Source organism: Telluria sp. GW821-FHT07G12 (assembly GCF_059418525.1).
Window position 1 is genome coordinate 1,086,416 of record NZ_JBWKQA010000001.1, and the last position, 26,754, is coordinate 1,113,169.

Here is a 26,754-nt window from a genome sequence, read left to right on the forward strand (position 1 = left end):
GTGTTCTCCTTGTTGTCAACGAACTTCGAGTTGCCCCTCGCGCAGCTTGAGCCGCTGCACGCCGGGCAGTCCAATCAGGTCACGGTCGTGGCAGGCGACGACCACGCTGCCGCCTGCTTCGACCATGGTGGGGATCAATTCGATCACCTGCTCGCGCGCCTGGCCGTCCAGGTTGGAAGTCGGCTCGTCGAGCAGCAGCAGCTTCGGGCACAGCACCTTGGCGCGCGCCAGCGCCACCCGCTGCCGCTCGCCGCCCGACAGCCTGCCCGGCTCGACGTCCTGCAGGTGGGCCACGCCGGCCCATGCCATCGCTTCCTCGACCTTGCGCGCCGCCTCCGCCTTCGGCACGCCGCGCACCTGCAGGCCGTAGCCGATGTTGTGCGCGATGCTGGTCGAGAACATGACCGGGTGCTGGTGCACGTAGACGATGGATTCGCGCAGCGCACGCGGATACGGGTAGGGACGCTCCTCGACGCCTTCGAAGCGCAGGCTGTCGATCTCGGCGCGTTCCAGGCCGCCCAGCACGCGCAGCAGGGTGCTCTTGCCGGCGCCGTTCATCCCGGTCAGCACGTAGGCGCTGTGGGTGGCGATCTCCATGCAGCCGATGTCGAACAGCAGACGCTCGCCATGGCGCTTGCGCAGGCCTTTCACCCCCAGCAGGGACTTGCGGCGCTCGTCGCCGGTGCGTGCCTGGGTGGCGCCCAGCATGCCCTGCAGTGTGATGTGCTGGATCATGGCCTGTCCCTGGCAACGTGCGCGTCGCCCTGCAGCAGCATCAGCACGCCGTTCATCAGCAGCGCGATCGTCACCAGCACGATGCCCAGCGCGATGCCCTGCGCGAACTCGCCCTTGCTGGTCTCAAGTGCGATGGCGGTGGTGATGGTGCGGGTCTCGCCTTCGATATTCCCGCCCACCATCAGCGCACAGCCGACTTCCGAGATCACGCGCCCGAAGCCCGACAGCACCGCCGCCATCACGCCGAAGCGCGCCTCGTGCAGCACGCGCGTCATCACCTGGATACGCGAGGCGCCGTGGGCGATCGCGGTTTCGGCATAGCGCGGGTCGATCGCCTGCACCGCCGCCAGCGTAAAGGCCAGCAGCACCGGCAGCGCCACCACGAACTGCCCGGCGATGATGCCCGGCTGCGAGAACAGCCACTGCAGTCCGCCCAGCGCGCCATGGCGCGACAGCAGCAAATAAAGCAAGAGGCCGATCAGGACCGTCGGCAGCGAGAGCGCGGCCTGGGCCAGCCAGATCGCGATGCGGCGGCCGCGGAAGCGGTGCATGGCGACCAGGTAGCCCAGCAGCACGGCGGGCGGCGTGGCCAGCACCAGGCCGACCACGCTGGTCTTCAGGGAGACCCAGATGATGCGCCACAGGTCGGGATCGCCGCTGAACAGCAGGGCGAAGGCACGCAGTGTGGCGTCGAGCAGGGGCATCAGACGGCGGCTGAGGCCATCTGCCGCATGCGCGCGGCCTCCAGCTCGTCCAGCATCTCGGGTTCGAACACCAGCCGCCCGGCGCCCGACAGCAGCAGGAAGTGCCGTCCGGTGCAGCGCGCCAGCAGCGACATGCCGACCTTCTCGGCCACCATATGCCCCATCTGCGTGGTGCCCGAGCGCGACAGCAGGAAGGGAATGCCCATCTGGGCGCCCTTGATCACCATCTCCGAGGTCAGGCGCCCGGTGGTGTAGAAGACCTTGTCCTCGCCGCGCATCCCGTCCAGCCACATCAGCCCGGCGATGGCGTCGACGGCATTGTGGCGGCCGACGTCCTCGACGAAGTACAGCAGCTCGCCGCTGTTCGAGAACAGCGCGCAGCCGTGCACCGAGCCGGCCTGCTTGTAGACCGACTGTTGGGTGCGGATGGTCTCGACGATGCGGTAGACGGTCGATTGCGTCAGGCGCGCCTCGGGCGGCAGCTGGATCTGGTCGACCTCGTCCATCAGGCCGCCGAACACCGAGCCCTGGCCGCAGCCGGTGGTGACGACCTTCTTTGCGGTGCGTTCCTCGATGCCGGCGATGCCGTTCCGGGTCACCACCGCCACCGCGTCCACCGACCAGTCGACCTGGATCGAGACGATGTCTTCCAGCGAGCGCACCAGGCGCTGGTTGCGCAGGTAACCCAGGGTCAGCGCTTCGGGCGCGCCGCCCAGGGTCATCAGGGTCACGAGTTCGCGCTTGTCGACATAGACCGTCAGCGGGCGCTCGGCCGGGATGTGCAAGGCAGAGCGGCGCCCGCGCTCGTCGATCGCCGTCACTTCATGGGTCAGGCTGGCGCTTGCTTGGGATAGCTCGGGTCGATAGCGTTGCTCGTTCATCTTGCTATTCTGCCACGGGCGCCAGAATCTGGCCGCCACCGTAGGAACCCTGGTGCTCCACCTTCCCGCCCATGCTCACCTTGATCGCACAATACTTGAACTCGGGAATCTTGCCGAAGGGGTCGAGCGCCGAGTTGGTGAGGCGGTTGATGGCCGCCTCGTAGTAGCAGAACGGAACGAAGATGGCGCCGCGCGGCGAGCTGTCGTCGGCCCGTGCATACAGGGTCACCTCGCCGCGGCGCGAGGTGATCGTGATGACGTCGCCCGGCCGGCCTCCCATCGCTTCCAGGTCCAGCGGGTGCACCAGCGCGACCGGATCCGGCTCGAGCGCATCCAGTACGCCGGCGCGCCGCGTCATGCTGCCGGTGTGCCAGTGCTCGAGCTGGCGCCCGGTGATCAATACCATCGGGTACTCGGCATCCGGACGTTCGTTGGCCGGGATGATGTCGGCCGGGACGAAGCGCGCCCTGCCCTTCTCGGCCCCCTGCCCGCGCGGGAAATCCTCGACGAAGACCACCGGCTGGCCGGGGTCGCCCTCGACCGAGCACGGGTAGGTCACGGCGTCCTCGCGTTCCAGGCGCTCCCAGGTGATGCCGGCGATGCTCGGCATCAGCCTGCGCATCTCGTCGAACACCTCGGACACGTGGCCGTAGTTCCACGGCAGGCCGAGGCGCTTGCCCATCTCCTGGATGATCCACAGGTCCTGCTTGGCCTCGCCCGGCGGCGTAATCGCCTGGCGGCCCAGCTGCACCAGGCGGTCGGTGTTGGTGAAGGTGCCGGCCTTCTCGGCAAAGGCGGATGCCGGCAGGATCACGTCGGCCAGGTAGGCGGTCTCGGTCAGGAAGATGTCCTGCACCACCAGGTGCTCGAGCGCGGCCAGCGCTTCGCGCGCGTGGTTGGCGTCGGGGTCGGACATGGCCGGGTTCTCGCCCATGATGTACATGCCCTTGATACCGCCGGTCAGGATCTCGTCCATGATCTCGACCACCGTCAGGCCCGGCTTGTCGTCGAGCGGCATGCCCCAGGCCTGCTCGAAGCGTGCCTTCGCTTCGAGGTTGTCGACGCGCTGGTAGTCCGGGTACATCATCGGGATCAGGCCGGCGTCCGAAGCGCCCTGCACGTTGTTCTGGCCGCGCAGCGGATGCAGGCCGGTGCCGGGACGGCCGATCTGGCCCGTCATCAGCGCCAGCGCGATCAGGCAGCGCGCGTTATCCGTGCCGTGCACGTGCTGCGAGATGCCCATGCCCCACAGGATCATCGAGCCCTTCGACGTCGCGTACAGGCGCGCCACGTAGCGGATGGTGTCGGCGTCGATGCCGCAGATCGGCGCCATCTGCTCCGGGCTGTAGCCTTCGACGTTCTTCGCCAGCTCTTCATAGCCGATGGTGCGGCTGGCGATGAAGTCCTTGTCGACCAGGCCTTCGGTGACGATCACGTGCATCATCGCGTTCAGCATGGCCACGTCGGTGTCGGGCTTGAACTGCAGGTGGCGGTGCGCGTGGCGGGTCAGGTCCGATTTGCGCGGATCGCACATGATCAGCTTGGTGCCGGTGCGGACCGCGTTCTTGATCCAGGTGGCGGCCACCGGGTGGTTCACGGTGGGGTTCGCGCCGATCACGATCACGACTTCGGCGCGGGTCACGTCCATCACCGGGTTCGAGACCGCGCCCGAGCCGATCCCTTCCAGCAGCGCGGCCACGGACGAAGCGTGGCACAGGCGCGTGCAATGGTCGACGTTGTTGCTGCCGAAGCCCGTGCGCACCAGCTTCTGGAACAGATAGGCTTCCTCGTTGCTGCCCTTGGCCGAGCCGAAGCCGGCCAGTGCGCGCTTGCCATTCGTATCGCGGATGCGCGCCAGGGTGCCGCCGGCCAGCGCCAGTGCTTCTTCCCAGCTCGCTTCGCGGAACACGTCCATGACCGTGGTTGGATCCATCGTGAAGTCGCCGGTCTTGGGCACGCCCGCGCGGCGGATCAGCGGCTTCGTCAGGCGGTGCGGGTGGTGGGCGTAGTCGAAGCCGTAGCGGCCCTTCACGCACAGACGGCCATGGTTGGCGGGACCGTCGCGGCCTTCGACGTAGAGGATCTTGTTGTCCTTGACGTTATAGGTCAGCTGGCAGCCGACGCCGCAGTAGGGGCAGACCGAGTCCACCTGCTTGTCGGGCACGCTCAGCGCCGCATCGCGCGCCGGCATCAGGGCGCCGGTCGGGCAGGCCTGCACGCATTCGCCGCAGGCCACGCAGGTGGAGTTCCCCATCGGGTCATCCTGGTCGAACACGATCTTCGCATCCTGGCCGCGGAAGGCCAGGCCGATCACGTCGTTGACCTGCTCGTCGCGGCAGGCGCGCACGCAGCGCGTGCACTGGATGCAGGCGTCGAGGTTGACGGTGATGGCGGCGTGGCTCGCGTCCTGCTGCGGCTCGCGGCGCGTGGCCGGGAAGCGCGGCTTGCCGACGCCGAGCTTCATCGCCCACGCGTCGACCTCGTTGTGGCGGGTGTAATCCTTCTCGGGCATGTCCGAGGCCAGCAGCTCCAGCACCATCTTCTGCGCCTTCACGGCGCGTTCGCTGTCGGTGGTGACCTTCATGCCCTGCGAGGGATGGCGGCAGCAGGACGGCGCCAGCACGCGCTCGCCGTCGATCTCGACCATGCAGGAGCGGCAGTTGCCGACGGCTTCCATGCCCTCGGCGTAGCACAGGCGCGGGATTTCGATGCCTTCGCGGTCGGCGACTTCGATCAGGGTTTCGTGGCGCAGGGCCTGGACTTCGCGACCGTTGATCGTGAAGGAAACGGTTTGCAGACTCGCGTTCATTTTGCGGCCTCTTTCAGCTCATGCAGGAAGTACTTGATGACGCAGTCGAAGGGATTCGGCGCGGCCTGGCCCAGACCGCAGATCGAGGCGTCGCGCATCACCTGGGACAGGTCGCCCAGCAGTTCGAGATCCCAGTCCGGCTGCTCCATGATGGCCACGGCCTTGGCGGTGCCGGCGCGGCAGGGCGTGCACTGGCCGCAGGACTCGTCCTTGAAGAAGCGCAGCGTGTTCAGGGCCGCGGACTTGGCCGTGTCCTGGTTCGACAGGACCACTACCGCGGCCGAGCCGATGAAGCAGCCGTAGGGCTGCAGGGTGTCGAAGTCGAGCGGAATGTCGCCCATCGCGGCCGGCAGGATGCCGCCCGAGGCGCCGCCGGGCAGGTAGGCGTAGAACTGGTGCCCCTCCTGCATGCCGCCGCAGTATTCCTCGATCAGTTCCACGATCGTGATGCCGGCCGGGGCCAGCTTGACGCCCGGGTCGCGCACGCGGCCCGAGACCGAGAACGAGCGCAGGCCCTTGCGGCCATGGCGGCCGTGGCTGGCGAATTGTTCCGGGCCCTGCTCGACGATGTCGCGTATCCAGTGCAGGGTCTCGAAGTTGTGCTCCAGGGTCGGGCGGCCGAACAGGCCGATCTGGGCCACGTAGGGCGGGCGCAGGCGCGGCATGCCGCGTTTGCCCTCGATCGACTCGATCATGGCCGACTCTTCGCCGCAGATGTAGGCGCCGGCGCCGCGGCGCAGGATCAGCTCGGGCATGTCGGCGACCGGCGGCTCCGCGCGCAGCGCTGCCAGCTCGGCTTCCAGCATGCCGCGCAGGCCATGGTATTCGTCGCGCAGGTAGATGTAGATGGTCTCGATGCCGACCGCCCAGGCGGCGATCAATGCGCCTTCCAGGAAGCGGTGCGGGTCGCGCTCGAGATAAACGCGGTCTTTGAAGGTGCCGGGTTCGCCTTCGTCGATATTGATGGCCATGAGGCGCGGGCCGGGCTCGGCGCCCACGATGCGCCACTTGCGCCCTGCCGGGAAGCCGGCGCCGCCGAGGCCGCGCAGGCCGGAGGCTTCGAGCGCCGCAATGACGGATTCCACGTCCCGGCGGCCTTCGGCACAGTCGCGCAGCAGCGCGTAGCCGCCCTTGGCGCGGTAGGCCGCCAAGTCGTCATGGTTCGTATGGATATGAGTCGTCTCGTTTGCCGTCACCTTGGCCAGCACCGCCTCGCTGGTTGCGCGTGGCACCGGATGCTGGCCGACCAGCACCGCCGGCGCCTGCTCGCAGCGGCCCACGCAAGGGGCGGCCTGCACGCGCACTTCGGCGCCGAGGATGGCCGGCAGCCTGTCCAGCAGCGATGCGGCGCCCGCCATTTCGCACGACAGCCCCGCGCACACGCGCACGGTGAGCGCAGCCGGCGCCACTTCGCCATCGCGCAGCACGTCGAAGTGGTGGTAGAAGCTGGCCACCTCGTAGACCTCGGACTGGGCCAGTTTCAGCTCCTGGGCCAGCGCCGCCAGATGGGCGGCGGACACGGCCCCGAACGCGTCCTGAATCTTGTGCAGGCACTCGATCAGCAGGTCGCGCCGGAGCGGCATGTCGCCCAGCAGGTCCTGCACTTCGCGCAGGGCTTGCGGGTCGGCGCGGCGGCCCTTCGGGGCTTCGCGCTTGCGCTGGCGGCTGGCGCCCTGCACGGCAATGGGGATGACGGGATGGTTCATGGCGGTGTTCCTGTATTACGTATTTCGTTGGATCGTGCGACGGAGCCGAGGTTCGTTGAGCGCGTGGGCACGGGGTGCCCACCCTACCGGTCCGGCCGTAGGGTGGGCGGCCCTCCGCCCACGCACTCAACCGGCGCGGATTACTTGAACAGCACAATCGCCTTCTGCAGCGTGATCCAGATACCGATCAGCAGCGGAATGCCGACCGCGGCCCAGGCCAGCAGCGTGACCAGCGCACCGCCGGCAGCGACCGGGGTTGCGGTCATGGCGGCAGCGCCGGATACGCCCGTGACCATGGTGTCGCCGCCGGCTGCGGCAGCAGCGCGGCTGCCGGCCGAGGCGGCAACATCGCGGTCATGCGCTTTGCGCTTCTCGTCCGCCAGCTCGGCCTCGCTCATGAAGTACTTGTCGGCCAGCGGGCGCACCAGCAGGTTGCAGATGAAGCCCAGCACCAGCATGCCGGCCATCGCATAGATCGCGGTGTCGTAGGCCAGGGCCTTGGGGACGCCGTGCGCGAGCTGGTATTCGCGGATGTAGTTGACCAGGTTCGGGCCGAGCAGGCCGGCGGCGGCCCAGGCGGTCAGCAGACGGCCGTGGATCGCGCCCACCATCTGGGTGCCGAACAGGTCGGCCAGGTAGGCCGGCACGGTGGCGAAGCCGCCACCGTACATCGACAGGATGATGCAGAAGGCCAGCACGAACAGACCCTGGTTGCCGCTGTGCGCGAAGGACGGGATCGCCGCGTACAGCAGGAAGCCCAGCACCAGGAACACGAAATAGGTCATCTTGCGGCCGATGTAGTCGGAGCAGGTGGCCCAGGCGAAGCGGCCGCCGATGTTAAACAGCGACAGCAGGCCGGTGAAGCCGGCGGCGATGGTGGCGATCTGCGCCTTCTGCGCGGCGTCCAGTTCGTTGAAGGCGGCGGTGACGCCGATCAGGCGGCCGCCGAACACTTCCTGCAGCAGCGGCGAGGCCATGGCCAGGATGCCGATACCGGCCGAGACATTCAGGAACAGCACCAGCCACACCAGCCAGAATTGCGGGATGCCCCACACGCGGCTGACGTGCACGTGGCGGTTGGTGATCATGGTGTTGCCGCTCTTGGCAACCGGTGCGGTCCAGCCTTCCGGCTTCCAGCCGCTTGCGGGAACGCGGTAGGCCAGTGCGCCGGCCATCATGAACACGAAGTAGATCGCGGCCAGGACCAGGAAGGTTTCCCACACGCCCACCGAGGCCGGGGTGGCGAAGTGCTTCATCAGCTTGTCGGCCAGCGGCGCACCGATCATGGCGCCGCCGCCGAAGCCCATGATGGCCATGCCGGTCGCCATGCCGCGGCGGTCGGGGAACCATTTGATGAGCGTGGAGACCGGCGAGATGTAGCCGAGTCCGAGGCCGATGCCGCCGATGACGCCGGAGCCCAGCCACATCAACCAGATCTGGTGCTTGTAGATGCCGAGGGCCGAGATCACCAGGCCGCTGCACCAGCAGATCGCCGAGACGACGCCGGCCTTGCGCGGGCCCGCGTGCTCGAGCCAGCCGCCGAACAGCGCGGTCGACAGGCCGAGGAACAGGAAGAACAGGCTGACCAGCCAGCCCAGCATCGAGATCTTCCAGTCGCAGGTGGCGGAGGTGATGACGTCGAAGAAGCCCATCTCGGCCGGGCAGGCGATCGATTCCTTGATGCCGATCGCTTTCGACAGCGGCAGCCAGAACACCGAGAAGCCATAGGCCATGCCGATGCAAAGGTGAATCGCCAATGCCGCTGGCGGCACCAGCCAGCGGTTGAAGCCGGGCCGGGCTATGGTGTGCTCCTTGTCCAGCTTATCGAGTAAAGCCATGTCTCCTCCGTGTTTTTTGTTCGAATTAATATGTTTTAAAAAGCATATACTTTTGGCTTACATCTACTGCAACGCCGAGCGTATCATGGCGTCTTCCTGCCAGAAATAGGCTATTTAAAGCATATAAGCCATGCTCAAGGTCCACATTCGCCCGCATTGGGAAATCAGCTTCAACAATGACGCGCCGCTCGACACGGCGACGCTGCTGGGGCTGCTGCTGGCGATCCAGGACCACGGTTCGATCGCCGCCGCGGCCAAGGCTGCAGGCCTGTCCTACCGCTACGCCTGGGGCGTGCTGCGCGAGGCCGAGGAACTGTTCGGCGAACCGCTGCTCGAGACCGGGCGCGGACGCGGTACCCGTCTGACCCTGCTCGCGCAAAAGCTGGTGTGGGCCGACCGCCGCATTGCCGCGCGCCTGTCGCCGACCCTGGACAGCCTGGCCTCCGAGCTGGAGACGGAACTGGGCAAGGTGCGCCTGCGCGGCGTCGGCCTGCGCACGATCCGCATGGACGCCAGCCACGGCTTCGCGGTGGCCGCCCTCACCGGCTACCTGGACAAGCTCGAACTGCCGGTCGAGCTGCGCTACCGCACCAGCCTGGACGCCGTGGCCGCGCTGGCGCGGCGCGAGTGCGACCTGGCGGGCTTCCACGTGCCGGAAGGCGAATTCGAAGAAGCGACAGCGCGCCGCTACCTGCGCTGGCTGGACCCGGAGCGGCACTGCCTGGTCCACATCTGCGGACGCCAGCAAGGCCTGCTGGTCGCGCCAGGCAACCCGCTGGCCATCCAGGACCTGGCCGACCTGGCGCGCCCGGGTGTCCGCTTCGTCAACCGCCAGACCGGCTCCGGCACCCGCATGCTGCTCGAGATGATGCTGGAGCGCGCCGGCATCGACGGTGAGACCATCAACGGCTGGAACAGCGCCGAATTCACCCACTCGGCGGTGGCCGCCTACATCGCCAGCGGCATGGCCGACGTCGGCATCGGCATGCGCACGGCGGCCGAGCAGTTCAAGCTCGGCTTCGTCCCGCTGCTGCGCGAACGCTATTTTTTCGCCCTCCACCTGGACGCGCTGGAGGACAGCCTGATGGCCCAGCTGCTGGCGGCACTGCGCCAGCCCGGCTACCATCGCCTGGTGAACGCCCTGCCCGGTTATGACGCCGCGCGCACCGGCAGCATCGAATCGATCCAGGAAGCCTTCCCAGAAAGACCTGCATGATCCGCGACCATGAAACCCTGACCCTGCTGAAGGACAGCATCGCCCGCTTCGTACGCACGGTGCTGATCCCCAACGAAGACATCGTCGCCGAGACCGACGCCATTCCGGACCATGTCGTAGCGCAGATGCGCGAACTCGGCCTGTTCGGCCTGTGCATCCCCGAGGAATATGGCGGCCTGGCGCTGACGATGGAGGAAGAGGTGCTGGTGGCGATGGAGCTGGCCTATGCCTCGCCGGCCTTCCGCTCGCTGGTCGGCACGAATAACGGCATCGGGGCGCAAGGCATCGTCATCGACGGCACGCCCGAGCAGAAAGCGGCCTGGCTGCCGCGCCTGGCCGCGGGCGAGATCATCGGCTCCTTCGCGCTGACGGAACCGGACAGCGGCTCGGATGCGGCTTCCCTGCGCACCACCGCGGTGAAGGACGGCGACGAGTACCTCATCAACGGTGTCAAGCGCTTCATCACCAACGCGCCCGAAGCCGGCGTGTTCACGGTGATGGCGCGCACCGATGCCACGCGCAAGGATGCCGGCGCCATCTCCGCCATCCTGGTCGAGCGCGGCGCACCCGGGCTCTCGCTGGGGAAGATCGACAAGAAGATGGGCCAGCGCGGCGCCCACACCTGCGACCTCATCTTCGAGAACTGCCGGGTGCCGGCGGCGAACCTCATCGGCGGCAAGGAGGGCGTCGGCTTCAAGACCGCGATGAAGGTACTCGACAAGGGCCGCCTGCACATCGCCGCCGTGTGCGTGGGCGCGGCCCGCCGCATGCTCGACGACGCGCTGCGCTATGCGATGGAGCGAAAACAGTTCGGCCAGCCGATCGCCGAGTTCCAGCTGGTGCAGGCCATGCTGGCCGACAGCCAGGCCGAACTCTACGCTGCGCGCAGCATGGTGCTCGATGCCGCGCGCCTGCGCGACGAGGGCCGCGACGTCACGCTGGAAGCCTCCAGCTGCAAGCTGTTCGCGTCCGAGATGTGCGGCCGCGTGGCCGACCGCGCGGTGCAGATCCACGGCGGCGCCGGCTATGTGTCCGACTATGCGGCCGAGCGTTTTTACCGCGACGTGCGGCTCTTCAGGATCTACGAGGGCACCTCGCAGATCCAGCAGTTGGTCATTGCGCGCAACATGATCAAACGGGCTGCTGGATGATCGATTTGAACGAGCTCCCGGCGCGCATCGATGCCATCGTGCGCGGGCATGCTGCCGCGACGCTGGAGGCGCCGGCGCTGCAGGAGGATGGCCGTACGCTCAGCTACCGTGAGCTGGAAAGCGCGATCGACGCCTGCGCCGCCTGGCTGCGCGGCTTCAAGGTGCAGCCAGGCGAACGCGTGATGCTGGTCAGCGAAAACTGCATCGCCCAGGTGGCCGCGCTGTTCGCGATTGCCAGCCTGGATGCCTGGTCGGTCAACGTGAATGCACGGCTCACCGGTCCCGAGCTGGAGGCGATCCGCGAGCACTGCGGTGCGCGCGTGGTGCTGTACACGGCGGCGGCCTCGCCCGATGCGGCTGCGCACGCCGCGCAGGCGGGCGCACAGGCGCACGCACACGGCGGGCTGATGGCCAGCCTGCACGCGCACGTGAGCGAACCCGAGCCGGCGGCAGCACAGCCGATTGCCGCCCTGGTCTACACCACCGGCACCACCGGCAAGCCCAAGGGCGTGATGCTCAGCCACCGCAACCTGCTGTTCGTGGCCGCCGTCTCGAGCCGCCTGCGCGGCTTGGCGCCGGGCGACCTGGCCTATGGGGTACTACCGGTCTCGCACGTCTACGGCCTGACCTCAGTGCTGCTGGGGACCTTGTACGCCGGCGCCTGCCTGCGCCTCGAAGCGCGCTTTTCGCCACGCGCCATGCTGGATGCAATCCGTGGCGGCGGCCTCACCATCGTGCAGGGCGTGCCGGCCATGTACGCGCGTCTGCTGGAGCTGTGCGCGGCCGAGGACCTGCAAGCGCCGCTGGCGTCAACCCTGCGCTTCGCCTACGCCGGCGGCTCGCCGCTCGACCCGACCCTGAAACGCGAGGTAGAGCAGCTGCTCGGCGTCCCCCTGCACAACGGCTACGGCCTGACCGAAGCCGCACCCACGGTCAGCCAGACCCGCCTGGACGCGCCGCGCGCCGACACCTCGGTCGGCCATGCGATCCCGGGCGTCGAAGTACGGGTGGACGAGCCGGATGGCCAGCTGTTCGTGCGCGGTCCGAACGTGATGCAGGGTTATTACCGCGATCCGGCCGGCACCGCGGCGGTGCTGGGCGCAGACGGCTGGCTGGCCACCGGCGACCTGGCGCGCCAGGATCCGGACGGTGCGCTGTTCATACACGGGCGCAGCAAGGAGCTGATCATCCGCTCCGGCTTCAAGGTCTATCCGCTGGAAGTCGAGACGGTGCTGAACGCGCACCCGGCGGTGACGCAGTCGGCGGTGCTCGGCCGTGCCCTGGCCGATGGCAATGAGGAAGTGGTGGCCTTCGTGCAGCCGGTCGCCGGCAGTGTGCTTTCAGTCGATGCGCTCAGGGATTGGGCTGCGTCCCGGCTGGCGCCGTATAAACGCCCGGCCCGCATCGTGTTGATGGATGCGCTGCCGGCAGCAGCCAGCGGCAAGGTGCTCAAACACCGCCTCAGATAAGGCTCTCAGCGGCGCCGCTTTTTCCAGTTGTAATCCGGCCCGGTCACATCCACGCCGGGATGCCCGACCACGTCGGGGTGCTCCGAGCACATGGTGATGAAGCGCACGGCTTCCCCCGCCCGCTGGCGTGCGCGCAGCTCTTCCATGAACTTCATGGCGGCCACCATGTCGCTGGTATCGAAGGGCTCGGCATGCGGCACGCCGCCGTCCTCTCCAATGATGCTCCAGTACACCATGTACATGGCTTCGTTCTCCTTCTTCGTTTAATTGACCGCATTTTCGCACGGCTTCGGCACGCTTCCGCCAATGTCTTGGACAACGGCTGACTCGACGTAGGACTTGTCCTAAATCGGCTCTATATGTTCGGTGGCCCACAAAGGAAGCTGTGTCTGCCGACTAGGCTTACACCTTGGTTCAAAAACGCAGGAAGACTCATGAATCTGAACAATCATATCCAGCCCGCAAGTTCTCCGCTCCAGCTCTGGGGCGGCCTCGAATGCACCGTCAACCGCGTACGCGATAATTACTTCTCCCAGATGGACCGTAACGGTCATGCAGCCCGCCTGCAGGACCTCGAGCGCTTTGCTTCGCTCGGCATCCGTGCCATCCGCTATCCCGTACTGTGGGAGCGCACCGCTCCGGACAGCATCGACACCGCAGACTGGTCGTGGCCTGACGAACGCCTGCCCGTGTTGCAGCAGCTGGGCGTGACGCCCATCGTCGGCCTGGTTCACCACGGCAGCGGCCCGCGCCACACCAGCCTGGTATCCGAGGACTTCCCGGAAAAGCTGGCGGAATACGCCGCCGCGGTCGCCCGCCGCTACCCCTGGGTCGAGTACTACACCCCGGTCAACGAAATCTGCACCACCGCCCGCTTCTCCGGCCTGAACGGCGTCTGGTACCCGCACGGTTCCAGCGAAGCGATGTTCGTGCGCGCGCTGATCGTCCAATGCCGCGCGACCGTGCTGGCGATGCGCGAAATCCGCAAGGTCAATCCGAACGCAAAGCTGGTGCAGACCGACGACCTGTCGCGCACCTACGGCACGCCGGAAATGGCGGAGATCGCGAATTTCTTCAACGAACGCCGCTGGCTCGGCTGGGACCTGCTGTGCGGCCGCATCGACGAACACCACGCCTTGTGGGACTACCTGCTCGAGTCGGCAGCGACGCCCGAAGAACTGCTGTGGTTCAAGGAAAACCCCTGCCCGCCCGACATCATGGGCGTCAATTACTACATCACCAGCGAGCGCTGGCTCGACCACCGCCTCGAGCGCTATCCTGAATCGCATCGCACCCAATACCGCGGCATTCCGCACGCCGACATGGAATGCCCGCGCGTGCTGGCCACGCCGACCCCGGGCATCGGCCCGCTGCTGCAGGAAACCTGGGACCGCTACGGCCTGCCGATCGCGATCACCGAGGCCCACATCGACGCCAACCGCGAAGACCAGCTGCGCTGGCTGGTCGAGATCTGGAACGCCGCCAAGAAGGTGCAGCAGAACGGCGCCGACATCCGCGCCGTCACGGTCTGGGCCCTGCTGGGCTCCTTCGACTGGAACTGCCTGGTGACTGAATGCCGCGGCTACTACGAGCCTGGTCCCTACGACGTGCGCGGCCCGCAGCCGCGCCAGACGGCAGTCGCGCACCTGATGCGCGAGCTGGCCACCGGCCGCCCGCTGTCGCACCCGGTGCTGCAGGGCCAGGGCTGGTGGCGCCGTCCCGGACGCTTCCTGGCCAAGCCGGTCGCCACCCGCACCGCGGTGGCCGACATCAACGACCGCGGCGCCTTCCGCTCGACCTTCCCGCAGCCGATCCTGATCACCGGCGCCACCGGCACCCTGGGCCGCGCCTTCGCCCGCATCTGCGAACGGCGCAACCTGGCCTGCCACGTGCTGAGCCGCCAGGAGATGGACATCGCCGACCCGGCCTCGGTCGAAGCGGCGATCGTGCGCTACAAGCCATGGGCGATCGTGAATGCCAGCGGCTACGTGCGGGTCGACGACGCCGAGCACGAATTCGAGCGCTGCATGCGCGAGAACGCCCACGGGCCGACCGTGCTGGCGCTGGCGGCCATCCGCCATGCGGTGCGCTTCCTGACCTTCTCCAGCGACCTGGTGTTCGACGGCAGCGCCGGCCGGCCGTATGTCGAGTCCGACAAGGTGTCGCCGCTGAACGCCTACGGCCGCAGCAAGGCCGACGCCGAGCGCCGCGTGCTGGATTCCGATCCGCAGGCGCTGGTGGTGCGCACCAGCTCCTTCTTCGGTCCCTGGGACGAGCACAACTTCGTGACCCAGGCCCTGGCGGCGCTGGGCGAAGGCCGGCCGTTCGCGGCGGCCGGCGACCTGACGGTATCGCCGACCTATGTGCCCGACCTGGTGAACGCCTGCCTCGACCTGCTGATCGACAGGGAGAGCGGCATCTGGCACCTGACCAATGGCCAGGCCATGAGCTGGGCCGACTTTGCCCGGCGTGCCGCCGCTGCCGCCGGTATCGATGCGAGCAGACTGGAGGAGCGCCCGTCCAGCGAACTCGGCATGGCGGCCACGCGTCCCGTGCATAGTGCGCTGACCAGCGAGCGCGGCCTGATCCTGCCGTCCTTCGACGATGCCCTCGCCCGCTATCTGCGCGAACGCGAACTGGGCGGCCAGCGCTTCGGCCAGGAGGAATCGGCGCACTACGCCAGCTGATCCCGTCGGTAATCTTTGTCGAATATGACGGAATAGCAACAGCCGCTCAGCAATTCTGGGCGGCTGTTGTGGTTTAAATGCTGAACGAATAGCATCGTATTTACCGGCAGCATTTCTTTAGATACACTGTGTTACATAGCGTTACTTTACGCAATTAGTGTACACACAGCCATGTCCGCCTGCCCCGCCCTGCCGCTCGATGTCTCCCTCACTGCCGGGCGGCCGGCATGAAGCTCTATCGTGAAGACTTCGCCTGGGCAGAGCGTCTCGTCGCCGCGGCCACGCCCTCGGTCACGCTGGATTCCGCGGTGCCGCCGCACCTGAAGCGACTGCCACTGCTGCGCGAACGCATCAAGATCCGCGTGCGCGCCCTGCTGCATCCGCTGCAGACCCCGGCCTGGCTGCGCCTGCTGAATTCCCATCCGGCCTTTTCAGATTACGTGCGCAACTGCCCGCGCTTCCTGTACAAGGTCTACCGTCCCTACAGCAGCCATGCACTGGCGCCGGAAGAGCGGCTGGCGGCAATCCAGGCGCACTACGATTTCGTGTTTCGCCGCGGCCTCGGCCAGACGCTGGCACGCGCCAGCCTGGGACCGGTGACGCTGGCGGCCTGCGAAGGCAAGAGCGGCCTGCCCTACGAGATCCAGCTGCGCACGGTGAACATGTTCGACCGCGAGGGCGAGCTGGTGCTCCAACTGGCCCAGGACGGCAAGGTGATCTACACGGTCGCCTTCACGGTGGCCCCGCGCGCCGGCCGCCCGGCTCTCAGCATCGGCTGCGTCCAGGGCGGCAAGACGGACGACGCGCGCGAAGCGATCCGCCTGGCCACCCGCGACCTGCACGGCCTGCGCCCCAAGCAGCTGATGGTCAGCCTGGTGCGCCAGCTCGGCTTCGAATACGGCTGCGAGCGCATGCACCTGGTCTCGAACCGGAATCGCGTGATCTACAAGGCGATCAAGCACGGCCGCGTGCTGGCCGACTACGACCTGTTGTGGGAAGAGCTGGGCGCGGTGAAGAACGCCAGCGGCGACTACGAACTGGATTGCGCACCGCTGGCGGCGCCGGATCTGGAAGCGATCCCGTCGAAGAAGCGTTCCGAAGCGAAGAAGCGCTACGAAATGCTGTGCGGGCTGGCGGAAGGCGTCTGCGTCAACCTGCGCGCCCGCGGCTGATCTGCATCAAACCGGGGTCAGACTCCAAATTTCGGCAATAGCTCAAAAATAATTCGGGGTCAGAGCACATTTTAAAAAGTGCTCTGACCCCGAATTTTTTGGTGCTGCAAAGTTATTGCTAAAAACCGGAGTCTGACCCCGGCTTGTTTCAGGTCAAGCGCGCGTCAGGATAGGCAGCAGTTCGCTCCACACCCGGTCCACGCTCATCTTGTTCATGCAGTCGTGGTGTCCCAGCGGGCACTCGCGCTGGCGGCAGGGCGAGCATTCCAGGCGCAGCGAGATCGTGCGCGCCACTTCCGACAGCGGCGGCGCGTAGTTTGGGTCGGTCGAGCCGTACAGCGCGACCACCGGGCGGTTCAGAGCCGAGGCGATGTGCAGCAGGCCGGAGTCGTTCGAGACCACCGCGCGCGCTTGCGCCAGCAAGGCGATGGCGTCGTCGAGCGAGGTCTGGCCGGCCAGATTGCGCACGATGCCGGACGCGATGCCAGCCTGGGCCAGCACCTGCTCGCAGGTCTCGACGTCGTTCACCGATCCCATCAGCGCAATCTGTACGTCCGGCACGGTATCGGCCACGCGCGCCGCCAGCTGGGCGTAGTGGGCCGGCGGCCAGCGCTTGGCGATGCCGAATTCCGCGCCCGGTGCGAAGGCCACCAGCGGACGGTCCAGCGAGATACCCAGGTGGCGGGCGACGGCTTCGGTCTCCTCGCCGGCCACGACCAGCGAGGGCCGCGCCAGCTGGCCCGGCAGCGGCAGCTCGGGTTCGCGCGCCAGCGCCGCGTAGAACGGCACCATCGAGCGCGGCGGGCTGTCGTCGTAGTGCATCACGTTGACCATCCCGTAGCGCATCTCGCCCTTGTAGCCGACCCGGCGCGGAATCCGCGCGAGCCACGGAATCAGCGCGTACTTCAGGGTATTCGGCAGCACGTAGGCGTCGCGGTAACCGCGCTGGCTCAGCTGCTTGGCCGTCTTCAGGCGCTCCCCCAATTGCAGGGCGCGGTGCCGGAACGGCGTCTCCATGATCTGGTCGGCTTCGCGGATGCGCTTCCACACCGGCACCACCTGCGGCGGCGCCAGCACGTCGATGGCGCGCTCGGGGTGGGCCTGCTTCAGAAGGCGCAGCAGGGGCTGGGCCATCACGGCGTCGCCGATCCAGTTCGGCGAGATGACGAGGGTCCGGTCCTGACTGCTCATGCCGCTTCCACCGGGATCGTGAACTGCAGGCGGTACAGGTTGGCGTAGGTGCCGCCCGCGGCCAGCAGCTCGTCATGCGTGCCCTGTTCGACGATGCGGCCCTGCTCCATCACGACGATCAGGTCGGCGCGTTCGATGGTCGACAGGCGGTGCGCGACCACGAAGGTGGTGCGGCCGGCCATCAGGGTGTCGAGGGCGGCCTGCACCGCACGCTCGGATTCGTTGTCGAGCGCCGAGGTGGCCTCGTCGAGGAGGAGGATAGGCGCATCTTTGTAGATCGCGCGGGCGATCGCCACGCGCTGGCGCTGGCCGCCGGACAGGCGCATGCCGTTCTCGCCGATATTCGTTTCCACGCCTTCCGGCAGGCGCGCGACCACATCGTCCAGGTGGGCCGCCTTGATCGCCGCGGCCAGACGCGCGTAGTCGACTTCCGCGACGCCGTAGGCGATGTTGGCCTTCAGGGTGTCGTCGAACAGCACCACGTTCTGGCTCACCAGCGCCAGCTGGGCGCGCAGGCTGGGCAGGGTAATGTCCTGGTAGGGTATGCCGTCGAGCAGGATGCGGCCCGACTGCGGCTCATAGAAGCGCGCGACCAGGTTCACGAAGGTCGACTTGCCGCCGCCCGACATGCCGACCAGAGCCACGGTCTGGCCAGGCTTGACCTCGAGCGAGACGCCGTCCAGCGCCGGCAACTGGGCGTTCGGATAGCGGAATGCGACGTTCTCGAAACGGACGTGGCCCTGCGTGCGGCCCAGCACCCTGGTGCCCGGATCGTGCTCGACCGGCGCATCGATCAGTTCGAACACGGTTTCGGCGGCGGCGATCCCGCGCTGCATCGGGCCGTTCACTTCGGCCAGCGCCTTCAGGGGCGTGAGCAGCATCAGCATCAGAGTCACGAACTCGGTGAATTCGCCGACGGACATGTTGGCGCGCAGCGCCAGCACCACCACCAGCGACAGCGACAGCGAGGTCGCGATCTGGGTCACCGGCGTGGTGGCCGCAAAGGCCACCGTCATGCGCTGCGAGAAGCCGCGCAGGGCTTCGCTGCGCAGGAAGAAGCGGCGGCTCTCGTAGCGCTCGCCGGAGAACACGCGGATCACCTGGTGGCCGCGCGCCGCTTCCTCGACCACCTGGGTCATCTCGGCGGTGACGCGCTGGTTCTCGCGGTTCAGGTGGCGCAGGCGCTTGCTGGTGGTGCGCACGATGACGGCGGTCAGCGGCACCACGACGATCGCCACAAGGGTCAGCTGCCAGTTCCGCCACAGCAGCATGCCGAGAAGGCCAATCACCACCAGGGTGTCGCGCACGAAGGCCACGAACACCGACTGGATCATGTCGACCACCTGGCGCACGTCGCCGACCACGGTGTTGATCACCTTGCCGGTCGACTCCTGATGGAAGCGCGCTACGGGCAAGCGCAACAGGCGCGCGAAGGCCATCGCGCGCAAGTCATTGGTGACTCGGCTCAGGACCCAGTTGTTGTAATAAGCAGTAGCGAAGGTGCCGATGCCGCGCATGACGAAAATCGACACCAGCACGCCCGGGATCCACCACAGGCTAAACTCGACCTTGTTCTTGAAGCCCTTGTCCATCAGCAGACGCAAGGCTTCGCCCAGCAGCGGCTGGGTGGCGGCCGTCAGCGCCATCGCCAGCAGCGCCATGAAGGCGCGCCCGCGATAGGGTTTCAGGATCGCCCAGAGGCGCTTGATGATGACGCTGTTATCCAATTTTATCTTTCGCATTCAGGCAGAAGCCCATGAGCAGGAACACCATGAGCGCATAAAACAGGCTGCCTTTCATCGACCAGAAGATCACCTCGGTCAGGCCGAAGCTCACATAGCTGGTCACTACCAATATCCCGGCCAGCGCAACCGCCGACTGCGGCCTGCCCGCGCCGGCGCGCAGCTCGCGCAGGAAAAACACCAGCGGCGCCGCCAGGATCGCCGCCCACAGCGCGAAGCCGACCGCACCGCCCGTCGCCAATTCCTGCAATGCATCATTATGCAGGTGCGGCAGCGTCAATACCACTGGATCGAGCCGCCCTTCGCGTGCAAATTCGGCCATGCGCTCGCGGCAGGCCGAAAAATCCATGCCCAGCACCGGATGTTCGGCCACCAGCATGGTCGCGCCCTTCCACAGCTCGAGCCGGGTGCCGACCCGCGTGAACACGGTGCCGTTCTCGAACCAGCCGCGGACGTCGCTCACGCCTTCGTCGAAGCGCCCCTGCATGCCGCTGGCCGGCACGAACCAGGCGGCCAGCACCACCGCCGCCCCGACCGCCAGCAGGACCCGCACGCGCAGCCCGCCCAGCAGGCGCGCATGGCGCAGGAACAGCAGCGCCGCCACCGCCAGCGCCACCCAGCCGCCGCGGCTGCCGGTCATCAGCGAGGCCGCCAGGCCGGCAATCGCACCGGCCGCGGCCAGGGCGGCCTGGCGCGCGTTGTCGCGCATGTCGATCGCGGCCGTCACCGACAGCAGCGCCAGCAGCAGGGCCAGGTCGCCGAAGGTGATCGCATTGATCAGGCCGCCCGGGCGATCGATCCCCAGCGCGATCCGCTGCCAGGCCACGAAGGGCAAGGCCGCCAATGCGCCGCCGATCACGCCCCACCACAGCATGCGCCGCGGCGGCCGCGCCGCAAGCACCGCCGCCAGCGCACTGACCGCAAAGAACATGCGTGCGGGCTTTTCCACCGTGTTCATATTCGCTCCGCGCACGAGGGCGCACCCCAGCACGAACAGGAAGTGCAGCAGAAAGGCTAGCACGACCCAGCGCACCTGCGGCCAATGGCGCACCAGCGCGTCACGGCACGGCTTGAACGAGATCAAAGCGGTGGCCAGGAAGAGGAAACTACCAAGACTGACGCCGAACAGGGTGACGAGGCTTAGAAACGGAAACAGGAAGGCCAGGGAACCGGTCCAGGCTTGCACCGGTCCCCTCGTATTCGTCAGATTACTGTTCATTGATGTTCTTGTGGGATACTCTTGCCCCTGAATACAGCAGTGTACATCGGACCTTATGCGGCACGCACAGACAATCTCGGTCGTGATCACCACCTACAACCGGCCGGACGCGCTGGCAGCGGTGGTGCGGGCATGTTTCATGCAGAACGACAAGAATTTCGAAATCATTATCGCTGATGATGGCTCGACTGCCAACACGCGTAACCTTGTGCAACAACTTGCCGAGGATGCGCCGGTCCCGCTGCGCCACGTCTGGCAGCCCGACGAAGGCTTCCGCGCGGCGATGGCGCGCAACCGCGGCACCCTGGCCGCCCATGGCGAATACATCATCTTCCTGGACGGCGACTGCATCCCGCAGCGCGATTTCATCGCCCGCCACCGCGCCCTGTCCGAGCCGGGCTGTCTGGTCTCGGGCAGCCGGATTCTCATGAGCGAGCGCCTGACACGGCGGGTGCTGGAAAACGGCATCGCGATCCCGGCCACCGGGTTCGCAGCACGCATGGCCTGGCGCCTGCGCGGCGACCTGAACAAGACCCTGCAACTGGGCCTGCGCTGGCCCGACCTGGGGCGCGTGCGCAACAGTTTCAGCTGGCGCCGCATCAAGAGCTGCAACCTGGCGGTCTGGCGCAGCGACCTGGAGCGCGTGAACGGCTTCGACGAGAGTTTTACGGGATGGGGCCACGAGGATTCGGATCTCGTGGTGCGCCTGTTCCACGCCGGCGTGAAGCGCAAGGACGGGGCGTTTGCCACCGAGGTGTTCCACCTGTGGCACCGGGAGGCGCAGCGGGATCAGGAGTCGAGCAACCGGAAGGTGGTGCTGGAGCGGGCGGCTAACAAGGTAACGCAGGCGACCGTGGGATTGCGCGAGCATATGGCGTAGGGTGGGCGCTTTGTGCCCACGCGGACGTTTGCGTGATGCCGGCCATGCGCGTGGGCACGGAGTGCCCACCCTACGATTAAGCGACGCGGAACACGCTCACCGTCTGCGCCAGCTTCGCCGCCTGCTCCTGCATCGCTTCCGACGCCGCCGCCGCTTCCTCGACCAGCGAGGCGTTCTGCTGGGTCACCTGGTCCATCTGGGCGATGGCCTGGTTGATGTGCTCGATGCCCGTGCCCTGTTCCTGGGTGGCGCTGCTGATCGCGCCGATCATGCTGCTGACGCGGTTCACGCTGGCGACGATCTCCTGCATGGTGGCGCCGGCGTCCAGCACCAGCTTCGCGCCGTCGCCGACCTTCTCCACCGAGTCGCCGATCAGTTCCTTGATCTCCTTCGCAGCCTGGGCCGAGCGCTGGGCCAGCGAGCGCACCTCGCCCGCCACCACCGCAAAGCCCCTGCCCTGCTCGCCCGCGCGCGCCGCCTCGACCGCCGCATTCAGCGCCAGGATGTTGGTCTGGAAGGCGATGCCGTCGATGACGCCGATGATGTCCACGATCTTGCTGGACGAAGTCTTGATCGCCTCCATCGTGTCGACCACGCGCGCCACCACCTCGCCGCCGCGGTCCGCCACGCCGGCGGCCGATTCGGCCAGTTCGCTGGCCTGGCGCGCGTTCTCCGCGCTCTGCTTGACGGTGCTGGTCAGTTCCTCCATCGAGGCCGCGGTCTCTTCCAGCGAGCTGGCCTGCTCCTCGGTACGGCTCGACAAGTCCAGGTTGCCGCTGGCGATCTGGCTCGAGGCCGTCGCGATCAGGTCGGTGCCGCTGCGCACCTGGGTCACGATGCCGGCCAGGGCGTCGCGCATGGCTTTCATGGCCGCCATCAGGCTGGCGTCGTCGCCGGCGCGGACCGTGACGTCGGTGCCGAGGTCGCCGCCGGCGATGCGCTGGGCCACCTCGGCTGCGTGGGCAGGGTCGCCGCCGAGCGAGCGCTCGATGCTGCGGATCAGGAACGCCACCACGGCGCTCAGGGCGACGCCAAGCACGATCAGCCAGAGCGCCGATTGCACCAGCTTGCGATAGAAGGCCTGGTTGAGGTCGTCGATGTAGAGACCGGTCATGATGTTCCAGCCCCACGGCTTGTAGGCCATCGTATAGGTGAGCTTGGGAACCGGCTTTTCGGAGCCCGGCTTGGCCCACAGGTATTCCGTGTAACCGGCGCCATCCGGGCCGTTGGCGGCGGCCAGCGCATCCACGAAGACGGCGTTACCGTCCGGATCGCGAGTCGCCGGGAGCTTCGTGCCAACCAGAGCAGCCTTGATCGGATGCATCAGCACCTGCTCGCCGTCGAACACGACCAGGTAGCCGGTCTCGCCGTAGCGCAGCGCCTTGATGCGGGCCAGCGCCTGCTTCTTCGCTTCCTCTTCCGGCAGCGCGTGGCTAGCGGCCAGCGCGCCGTATTCCTTGGCGATCGATGCCGCCATCTGGCCGGCGTTGGCCAACTGGGTCTTGCGCTCGTCCAGGCGGACGTCGCGGTTGCGCAGCGTCTCGATGACGAACACGATGAGCAGGCAGAGCAGGCTCAGCAGCAGAGGGAGAAAGAGTTTCTGGCGAAAGGAGAGTTTCATGGCTTTGCTCGATAAATTTCTTTAGATCAATTTATCGCCAAACCGCCATGAAACTCGATGGCAAGAGATTAAAGGCGCCGATTATTTTTATGTTCAAAAACTAAAAACGCTTCGAATACAACAGTATCCGAAGCGTTATCGTGGGCACGGGGTGCCCACCCTACGGGCGCAGGTAGGGTGGGCACCCCGTGCCCACGCCGACCGCATCAATACTCGACCGCGACCTCTTTCGCCCCCAGCTGCAACTCCAGCGCATATTTGAGCTCATCCGAAGGCGCCACGCGCCAGCCATCGCCCAGCTGCACCACGCAGGGAATCCCTTGCGGCGTGAGACGCAGGCTCACCGGCAGGCCGCCGTCCTGGCGGTAGGGCTGCAGGATCTCGGCCAGCTTGGCCGGGTTGATCGTGCAGGCCAGGTCCATCTCCAGCTTGTGGCCGTACTGGATGCGCGCCTCGGCGATGCCGAAGGCCTTTTCGGCCGTGATGCGCAGGCCGCCGTTGAAGCGGTCCTCGGACACCTTGCCGACCACCAGCAGGAATTCGTCCTCGCGGAAGATGTTCTTGTTCGCTTCCAGCAGCTCGTTATAGATCGTCACCTCGACCACCGAGGTCTTGTCGTCCAGGGTCACGATCAAAATCTTGCCGCGCTGGGTCAGCTGGGTGCGCACGCCGGTGATCACGCCGCACAGCATGCGCGGGTCGCGCGAAGGCTCCAGGTCCTTCAGCTTGGTCTTGGCGAAGCGCCGCACTTCGGCCTGGTAGGAGTCGAACATGTGGCCCGACAGGTAGTAGCCGAGCGCGGTCTTCTCTTCCGACAGTTTCTGGCGGTCGGTCCAGGGCGTCGCCTTCACGTATTCCGGCGGGGCCACCAGGTCGGAGTCGTCGCCGCCGAACAGGCTGACCTGATTCGCCGCTGCCGCCGCCTGGCCGGCCGCTTCCATCGCGAAGCTGACGGAGGCCAGCAGCACCGCGCGGTCGACGCCGAAGCAGTCCATGGCGCCGGCGCGGATCAGCGATTCGATGGTGCGGCGGTTGATCTGCTTGCGGTCCACGCGCATGCAGAAGTCGAACAGGTCCTTGAACTTGCCGCCGCTTTCGCGCGCGGCGATGATCGCTTCGATCGCGCCCTGGCCGGCGCCCTTCACGCCGCCCAGGCCGTAGCGGATGTTCGACACCTGCTTGCCGGTGACGGAACGCGGCGGGCCTTCCGGGGTGAATCGGAACTGCGATTCGTTGACGTCCGGCGGCAGAATGGTCAGCTTGCAGACGTCGATCGAATCCTCGACCAGGATCTTGATCTTGTCCGTGTCTTCCATGGCCAGCGACATGTTGGCTGCCATGAACGCGGCGGTGTGGTGAACCTTCAGGTACGCCGTGTGGTAGGACAGCAGCGCGTAGGCAGCGGCGTGCGACTTGTTGAAGCCGTAGCCCGCGAACTTCTCCATCAAGTCGAAGATCTCGTCGGCCTTCTCGGTGCTGAGGCCATCCTTGGCGGCGCCGGCGCGGAAGATCGCGCGGTGCTCGGCCATCTCCTCGGCCTTCTTCTTGCCCATCGCGCGGCGCAGCATGTCCGCGCCGCCCAACGAGTAGCCGCCGACGATCTGCGCCATCTGCATCACCTGCTCCTGGTAGACCATGATGCCGTAGGTCTCGGACAGGATGGACTCGGTGCGCGGGTCCGGGTAGTCGAACTTCTCGCCGTGCTTACGCTTGCAGAAGTCCGGGATCAGGTCCATCGGGCCCGGACGGTACAGCGCCACCAGCGCAATGATGTCCTCGAAGCGGTCGGGACGCGCGTCCTTCAGCATGCCCTGCATGCCGCGCGATTCAAGCTGGAACACGGCGACGGTCTTCGCCTCCGTCAGCAGCTTGTACGAAGGCCGGTCGGTCAGCGGCAGCGATTCCAGGTTGAACTCGGCGTCCTGCGGATCGAGCGCGCGGATGTAATTCACGGCGCGGTCGAGAATGGTCAGCGTGGTCAGGCCCAGGAAGTCGAACTTCACCAGGCCGGCGGCTTCGACGTCGTCCTTGTCGTACTGCGAGACCACGCCGGCATCGCCGCCCTGGGTGTACAGCGGGCAGAAGTCGGTCAGCTTGCCCGGGGCGATCAGCACGCCGCCGGCGTGCATGCCGATGTTACGGGTGATGCCTTCGACCTGCTGCGCAAGATCCAGCAGCTGCTTGACCTCGTCCTCGTTCTCGAGGCGCTCCTTGAGCATCGGTTCTTCTTCGATGGCCTCGGCAATCGACACCGGTTTACCCGGCTTGAACGGGATCAGCTTGGAGATGCCGTCGCAGAAGTTGTAGCCGAAATCGAGCACGCGGCCGACGTCGCGGATCGCGCCCTTGGCCGCCATGGTACCGAAGGTGGCGATCTGCGAGACCGCGTCGCGGCCGTACAGGTCCTTCACGTGCTGGATCACCAGCTCTCGCTTTTCCTGGCAGAAGTCGATGTCGAAGTCGGGCATCGAGACGCGTTCCGGGTTCAGGAAACGCTCGAACAGCAGGTTGTACTTCAGCGGATCGAGGTCGGTAATCTTGAGGGCGTAGGCCACCAGCGAGCCCGCACCCGAGCCGCGGCCCGGGCCGATCGGCACGCCGTTATTCTTACCCCACTGGATGAACTCCGCCACGATCAGGAAGTAGCCCGGGAACTTCATCTTGATGATGGTGTTGTTCTCGAACTCCAGGCGCGCCTCGTAGCGCGGGCGCTCCTTCTCGCGCTGCTCCGGATCCGGGAACAGCTGCAGCAGGCGTTCTTCCAGGCCCTTCTTGGTCTCGGCGACCAGGAATTCGTCGATGGTCATGCCCGGCGTCGGGAAGTTCGGCAGCTGCGGCTTGCCGAGCGTAAGCGTCACGTTGCAGCGCTTGGCGATTTCGACGGAGTTGGCGAGCGCGCCCGGCAAGTCCTTGAACAGCTCGGCCATCTCGTCCTGGGACTTGAAGCACATGTTCTCGTTGAAGCGGCGCACGCGCTTGGCGTTGGCCAGCATCTCGCCCTCGGCAATGCAGACGCGCGCTTCGTGCGCGATGAATTCTTCTTTCTTGATGAACTGGACCGGGTGGGTCGCCACCACCGGCAGTCCCAGGCGGCCGGCCAGCGCCACCGAATGGCGCACCTGCTGCTCCTGGTTGGGCTGGCCGGCGCGCTGGATCTCGACGTAGAAGTGGCCCGGAAAGATGCGCGACCAGCGCTGGGCGCAGCTTTCCGCCTTCTCGATGTCGCCATTGTCGATGGCCTGGCCGATGTCGCCGAACTGGGCGCCCGACAGGACGATCAGGGCGTTCGACTGCGGCACATCCGGCTCCAGGGTCGATACGCTGGTGGCCAGCGCTTCCAGCCACTCGACCCGGATCTCGGCCCGTCCCTTGTATTGATTGGTCAGCCAGGCTTTCGACAGCAGTTCGCACAGCTGGAGATAGCCGGTCTTGTTCTTGCAGAGGATCAGCAGGCGGAAGGGCTTGTCGCGGTTCTCGTCATTGGTGATCCAGGCGTCAACCCCGACGATGGGCTTGATGCCCTTGCCGCGCGCGGCTTTGTAGAAGCGGACCAGGGCGAATGCGTTGGCCAGGTCGGTCACGGCCAGCGCCGGCTGCTGGTCCTTCACGGCGGCCGCTACCAGGTCGTCGATGCGGACCAGGCCGTCGACGATCGAGTATTCGGAGTGTACGCGCAGGTGGGTGAAAGTCGGGGATGTCATCCCATCATTTTACCGCGCCGGACCGGCGGACG

Annotated in this window: 18 protein-coding genes; 6 read left to right on the plus strand and 12 right to left on the minus strand. The window is 66.7% G+C overall.

The features are described from left to right. Positions 1 to 15: 15 nt before the first annotated feature. The 6 genes from AC07PE_RS05155 to AC07PE_RS05180 form a co-directional block, all read right to left on the minus strand. Positions 16 to 708 carry an energy-coupling factor ABC transporter ATP-binding protein gene (locus tag AC07PE_RS05155; protein ID WP_498762979.1) on the minus strand — a complete coding sequence of 231 codons (693 nt, stop codon included), beginning with the start codon at positions 706 to 708 and terminating at the stop codon, positions 16 to 18. 23 nt (positions 709 to 731) lie between these two features. Further along, entirely contained in the window at positions 732 to 1,439 is a 708-nt protein-coding gene (locus AC07PE_RS05160) for an ABC transporter permease (protein ID WP_498762212.1), read from the minus strand. Continuing rightward, complete coding sequence (locus AC07PE_RS05165) at positions 1,439 to 2,320, minus strand: formate dehydrogenase accessory sulfurtransferase FdhD (RefSeq protein WP_498762214.1); 882 nt, start codon at positions 2,318 to 2,320, stop codon at positions 1,439 to 1,441. Before AC07PE_RS05165 ends, AC07PE_RS05160 begins: the two co-directional genes overlap by 1 nt. A 4-nt stretch (positions 2,321 to 2,324) precedes the next feature. Further along, complete coding sequence (fdhF, locus tag AC07PE_RS05170; protein ID WP_498762216.1) at positions 2,325 to 5,129, minus strand: formate dehydrogenase subunit alpha; 2,805 nt, start codon at positions 5,127 to 5,129, stop codon at positions 2,325 to 2,327. Then, positions 5,126 to 6,835 (minus strand): NAD(P)H-dependent oxidoreductase subunit E, encoded by a 1,710-nt coding sequence (locus AC07PE_RS05175; RefSeq protein WP_498762218.1) that lies wholly within the window; start codon positions 6,833 to 6,835, stop codon positions 5,126 to 5,128. The genes fdhF and AC07PE_RS05175 overlap by 4 nt, the downstream gene beginning before the upstream one ends. Before the next feature lie 140 nt (positions 6,836 to 6,975). Next, on the minus strand, positions 6,976 to 8,673 hold the full coding sequence (locus tag AC07PE_RS05180) for an OFA family MFS transporter (protein WP_498762220.1): 1,698 nt from the start codon (positions 8,671 to 8,673) through the stop codon (positions 6,976 to 6,978). 130 nt (positions 8,674 to 8,803) lie between these two features. Here AC07PE_RS05180 and AC07PE_RS05185 point away from each other — a divergent pair, with 130 nt between their 5' ends. The 3 genes from AC07PE_RS05185 to AC07PE_RS05195 are packed head-to-tail and all read left to right on the plus strand — an operon-like array spanning position 8,804 to position 12,509. Next, complete coding sequence (locus tag AC07PE_RS05185; RefSeq protein ID WP_498762222.1) at positions 8,804 to 9,889, plus strand: substrate-binding domain-containing protein; 1,086 nt, start codon at positions 8,804 to 8,806, stop codon at positions 9,887 to 9,889. Next, positions 9,886 to 11,040: an acyl-CoA dehydrogenase family protein gene (locus tag AC07PE_RS05190; protein ID WP_498762224.1), complete on the plus strand. Its 1,155-nt coding sequence runs from the start codon at positions 9,886 to 9,888 to the stop codon at positions 11,038 to 11,040. Before AC07PE_RS05185 ends, AC07PE_RS05190 begins: the two co-directional genes overlap by 4 nt. Continuing rightward, positions 11,037 to 12,509, plus strand: a complete 1,473-nt coding sequence (locus AC07PE_RS05195; RefSeq protein ID WP_498762226.1) for a class I adenylate-forming enzyme family protein — start codon at positions 11,037 to 11,039, stop codon at positions 12,507 to 12,509. The genes AC07PE_RS05190 and AC07PE_RS05195 overlap by 4 nt, the downstream gene beginning before the upstream one ends. Positions 12,510 to 12,514: 5 nt before the next feature. On the opposite strand, the gene AC07PE_RS05200 is transcribed toward AC07PE_RS05195, so the two are convergent. After that, entirely contained in the window at positions 12,515 to 12,751 is a 237-nt protein-coding gene (locus AC07PE_RS05200) for a hypothetical protein (protein WP_498762228.1), read from the minus strand. 192 nt (positions 12,752 to 12,943) lie between these two features. Between AC07PE_RS05200 and AC07PE_RS05205 the strand changes: the two genes are divergently transcribed. Together AC07PE_RS05205 and AC07PE_RS05210 are read left to right on the plus strand one after the other, a co-directional pair. Then, on the plus strand, positions 12,944 to 15,196 hold the full coding sequence (locus tag AC07PE_RS05205) for a family 1 glycosylhydrolase (protein WP_498762230.1): 2,253 nt from the start codon (positions 12,944 to 12,946) through the stop codon (positions 15,194 to 15,196). Positions 15,197 to 15,423: 227 nt separating this feature from the next. Then, entirely contained in the window at positions 15,424 to 16,368 is a 945-nt protein-coding gene (locus AC07PE_RS05210; protein WP_498762232.1) for a VirK/YbjX family protein, read from the plus strand. Positions 16,369 to 16,521: 153 nt separating this feature from the next. Here the strand turns inward: AC07PE_RS05210 and waaF are convergent, their stop codons facing one another. Genes waaF through AC07PE_RS05225 form a run of 3 tightly spaced genes read right to left on the minus strand, consistent with a single transcriptional unit; the run spans position 16,522 to position 20,520 of the window. Next, entirely contained in the window at positions 16,522 to 17,559 is a 1,038-nt protein-coding gene (gene waaF, locus AC07PE_RS05215; protein WP_498762234.1) for a lipopolysaccharide heptosyltransferase II, read from the minus strand. Continuing rightward, positions 17,556 to 19,286 carry a lipid A export permease/ATP-binding protein MsbA gene (msbA, locus tag AC07PE_RS05220; protein WP_498762236.1) on the minus strand — a complete coding sequence of 577 codons (1,731 nt, stop codon included), beginning with the start codon at positions 19,284 to 19,286 and terminating at the stop codon, positions 17,556 to 17,558. Before msbA ends, waaF begins: the two co-directional genes overlap by 4 nt. Beyond that, the gene (locus AC07PE_RS05225; protein ID WP_498762238.1) at positions 19,279 to 20,520 is read right to left on the minus strand and encodes an O-antigen ligase family protein; all 1,242 of its coding nucleotides are present in this window, start codon (positions 20,518 to 20,520) and stop codon (positions 19,279 to 19,281) included. The genes msbA and AC07PE_RS05225 overlap by 8 nt, the downstream gene beginning before the upstream one ends. 82 nt (positions 20,521 to 20,602) lie before the next feature. Here AC07PE_RS05225 and AC07PE_RS05230 point away from each other — a divergent pair, with 82 nt between their 5' ends. Next, positions 20,603 to 21,400: a glycosyltransferase family 2 protein gene (locus AC07PE_RS05230; protein ID WP_498762239.1), complete on the plus strand. Its 798-nt coding sequence runs from the start codon at positions 20,603 to 20,605 to the stop codon at positions 21,398 to 21,400. Positions 21,401 to 21,476: 76 nt separating this feature from the next. Here AC07PE_RS05230 and AC07PE_RS05235 read toward each other — a convergent pair whose 3' ends face one another. Beyond that, a complete protein-coding gene (locus AC07PE_RS05235) occupies positions 21,477 to 23,021 on the minus strand; it encodes a methyl-accepting chemotaxis protein (protein WP_498762241.1) in 1,545 nt (514 codons plus the stop codon). A gap of 206 nt (positions 23,022 to 23,227) precedes the next feature. Continuing rightward, positions 23,228 to 26,722, minus strand: a complete 3,495-nt coding sequence (gene dnaE / locus AC07PE_RS05240) for a DNA polymerase III subunit alpha (RefSeq protein WP_498762242.1) — start codon at positions 26,720 to 26,722, stop codon at positions 23,228 to 23,230. Positions 26,723 to 26,754: the final 32 nt, after the last annotated feature.

Bases quoted from the DNA above. Each gene is read 5' to 3' on its own strand.
- AC07PE_RS05155 (WP_498762979.1), bottom strand. From the start codon at position 708: ATGCTGGGCGCCACCCAGGCACGCACCGGCGACGAGCGCCGCAAGTCC.
- AC07PE_RS05160 (WP_498762212.1), bottom strand. From the start codon at position 1,439: ATGCCCCTGCTCGACGCCACACTGCGTGCCTTCGCCCTGCTGTTCAGC.
- AC07PE_RS05165 (WP_498762214.1), bottom strand. From the start codon at position 2,320: ATGAACGAGCAACGCTATCGACCCGAGCTATCCCAAGCAAGCGCCAGC.
- fdhF (WP_498762216.1), bottom strand. From the start codon at position 5,129: ATGAACGCGAGTCTGCAAACCGTTTCCTTCACGATCAACGGTCGCGAA.
- AC07PE_RS05175 (WP_498762218.1), bottom strand. From the start codon at position 6,835: ATGAACCATCCCGTCATCCCCATTGCCGTGCAGGGCGCCAGCCGCCAG.
- AC07PE_RS05180 (WP_498762220.1), bottom strand. From the start codon at position 8,673: ATGGCTTTACTCGATAAGCTGGACAAGGAGCACACCATAGCCCGGCCC.
- AC07PE_RS05185 (WP_498762222.1), top strand. From the start codon at position 8,804: ATGCTCAAGGTCCACATTCGCCCGCATTGGGAAATCAGCTTCAACAAT.
- AC07PE_RS05190 (WP_498762224.1), top strand. From the start codon at position 9,886: ATGATCCGCGACCATGAAACCCTGACCCTGCTGAAGGACAGCATCGCC.
- AC07PE_RS05195 (WP_498762226.1), top strand. From the start codon at position 11,037: ATGATCGATTTGAACGAGCTCCCGGCGCGCATCGATGCCATCGTGCGC.
- AC07PE_RS05200 (WP_498762228.1), bottom strand. From the start codon at position 12,751: ATGTACATGGTGTACTGGAGCATCATTGGAGAGGACGGCGGCGTGCCG.
- AC07PE_RS05205 (WP_498762230.1), top strand. From the start codon at position 12,944: ATGAATCTGAACAATCATATCCAGCCCGCAAGTTCTCCGCTCCAGCTC.
- AC07PE_RS05210 (WP_498762232.1), top strand. From the start codon at position 15,424: ATGAAGCTCTATCGTGAAGACTTCGCCTGGGCAGAGCGTCTCGTCGCC.
- waaF (WP_498762234.1), bottom strand. From the start codon at position 17,559: ATGAGCAGTCAGGACCGGACCCTCGTCATCTCGCCGAACTGGATCGGC.
- AC07PE_RS05225 (WP_498762238.1), bottom strand. From the start codon at position 20,520: ATGAACAGTAATCTGACGAATACGAGGGGACCGGTGCAAGCCTGGACC.
- AC07PE_RS05235 (WP_498762241.1), bottom strand. From the start codon at position 23,021: ATGAAACTCTCCTTTCGCCAGAAACTCTTTCTCCCTCTGCTGCTGAGC.
- dnaE (WP_498762242.1), bottom strand. From the start codon at position 26,722: ATGACATCCCCGACTTTCACCCACCTGCGCGTACACTCCGAATACTCG.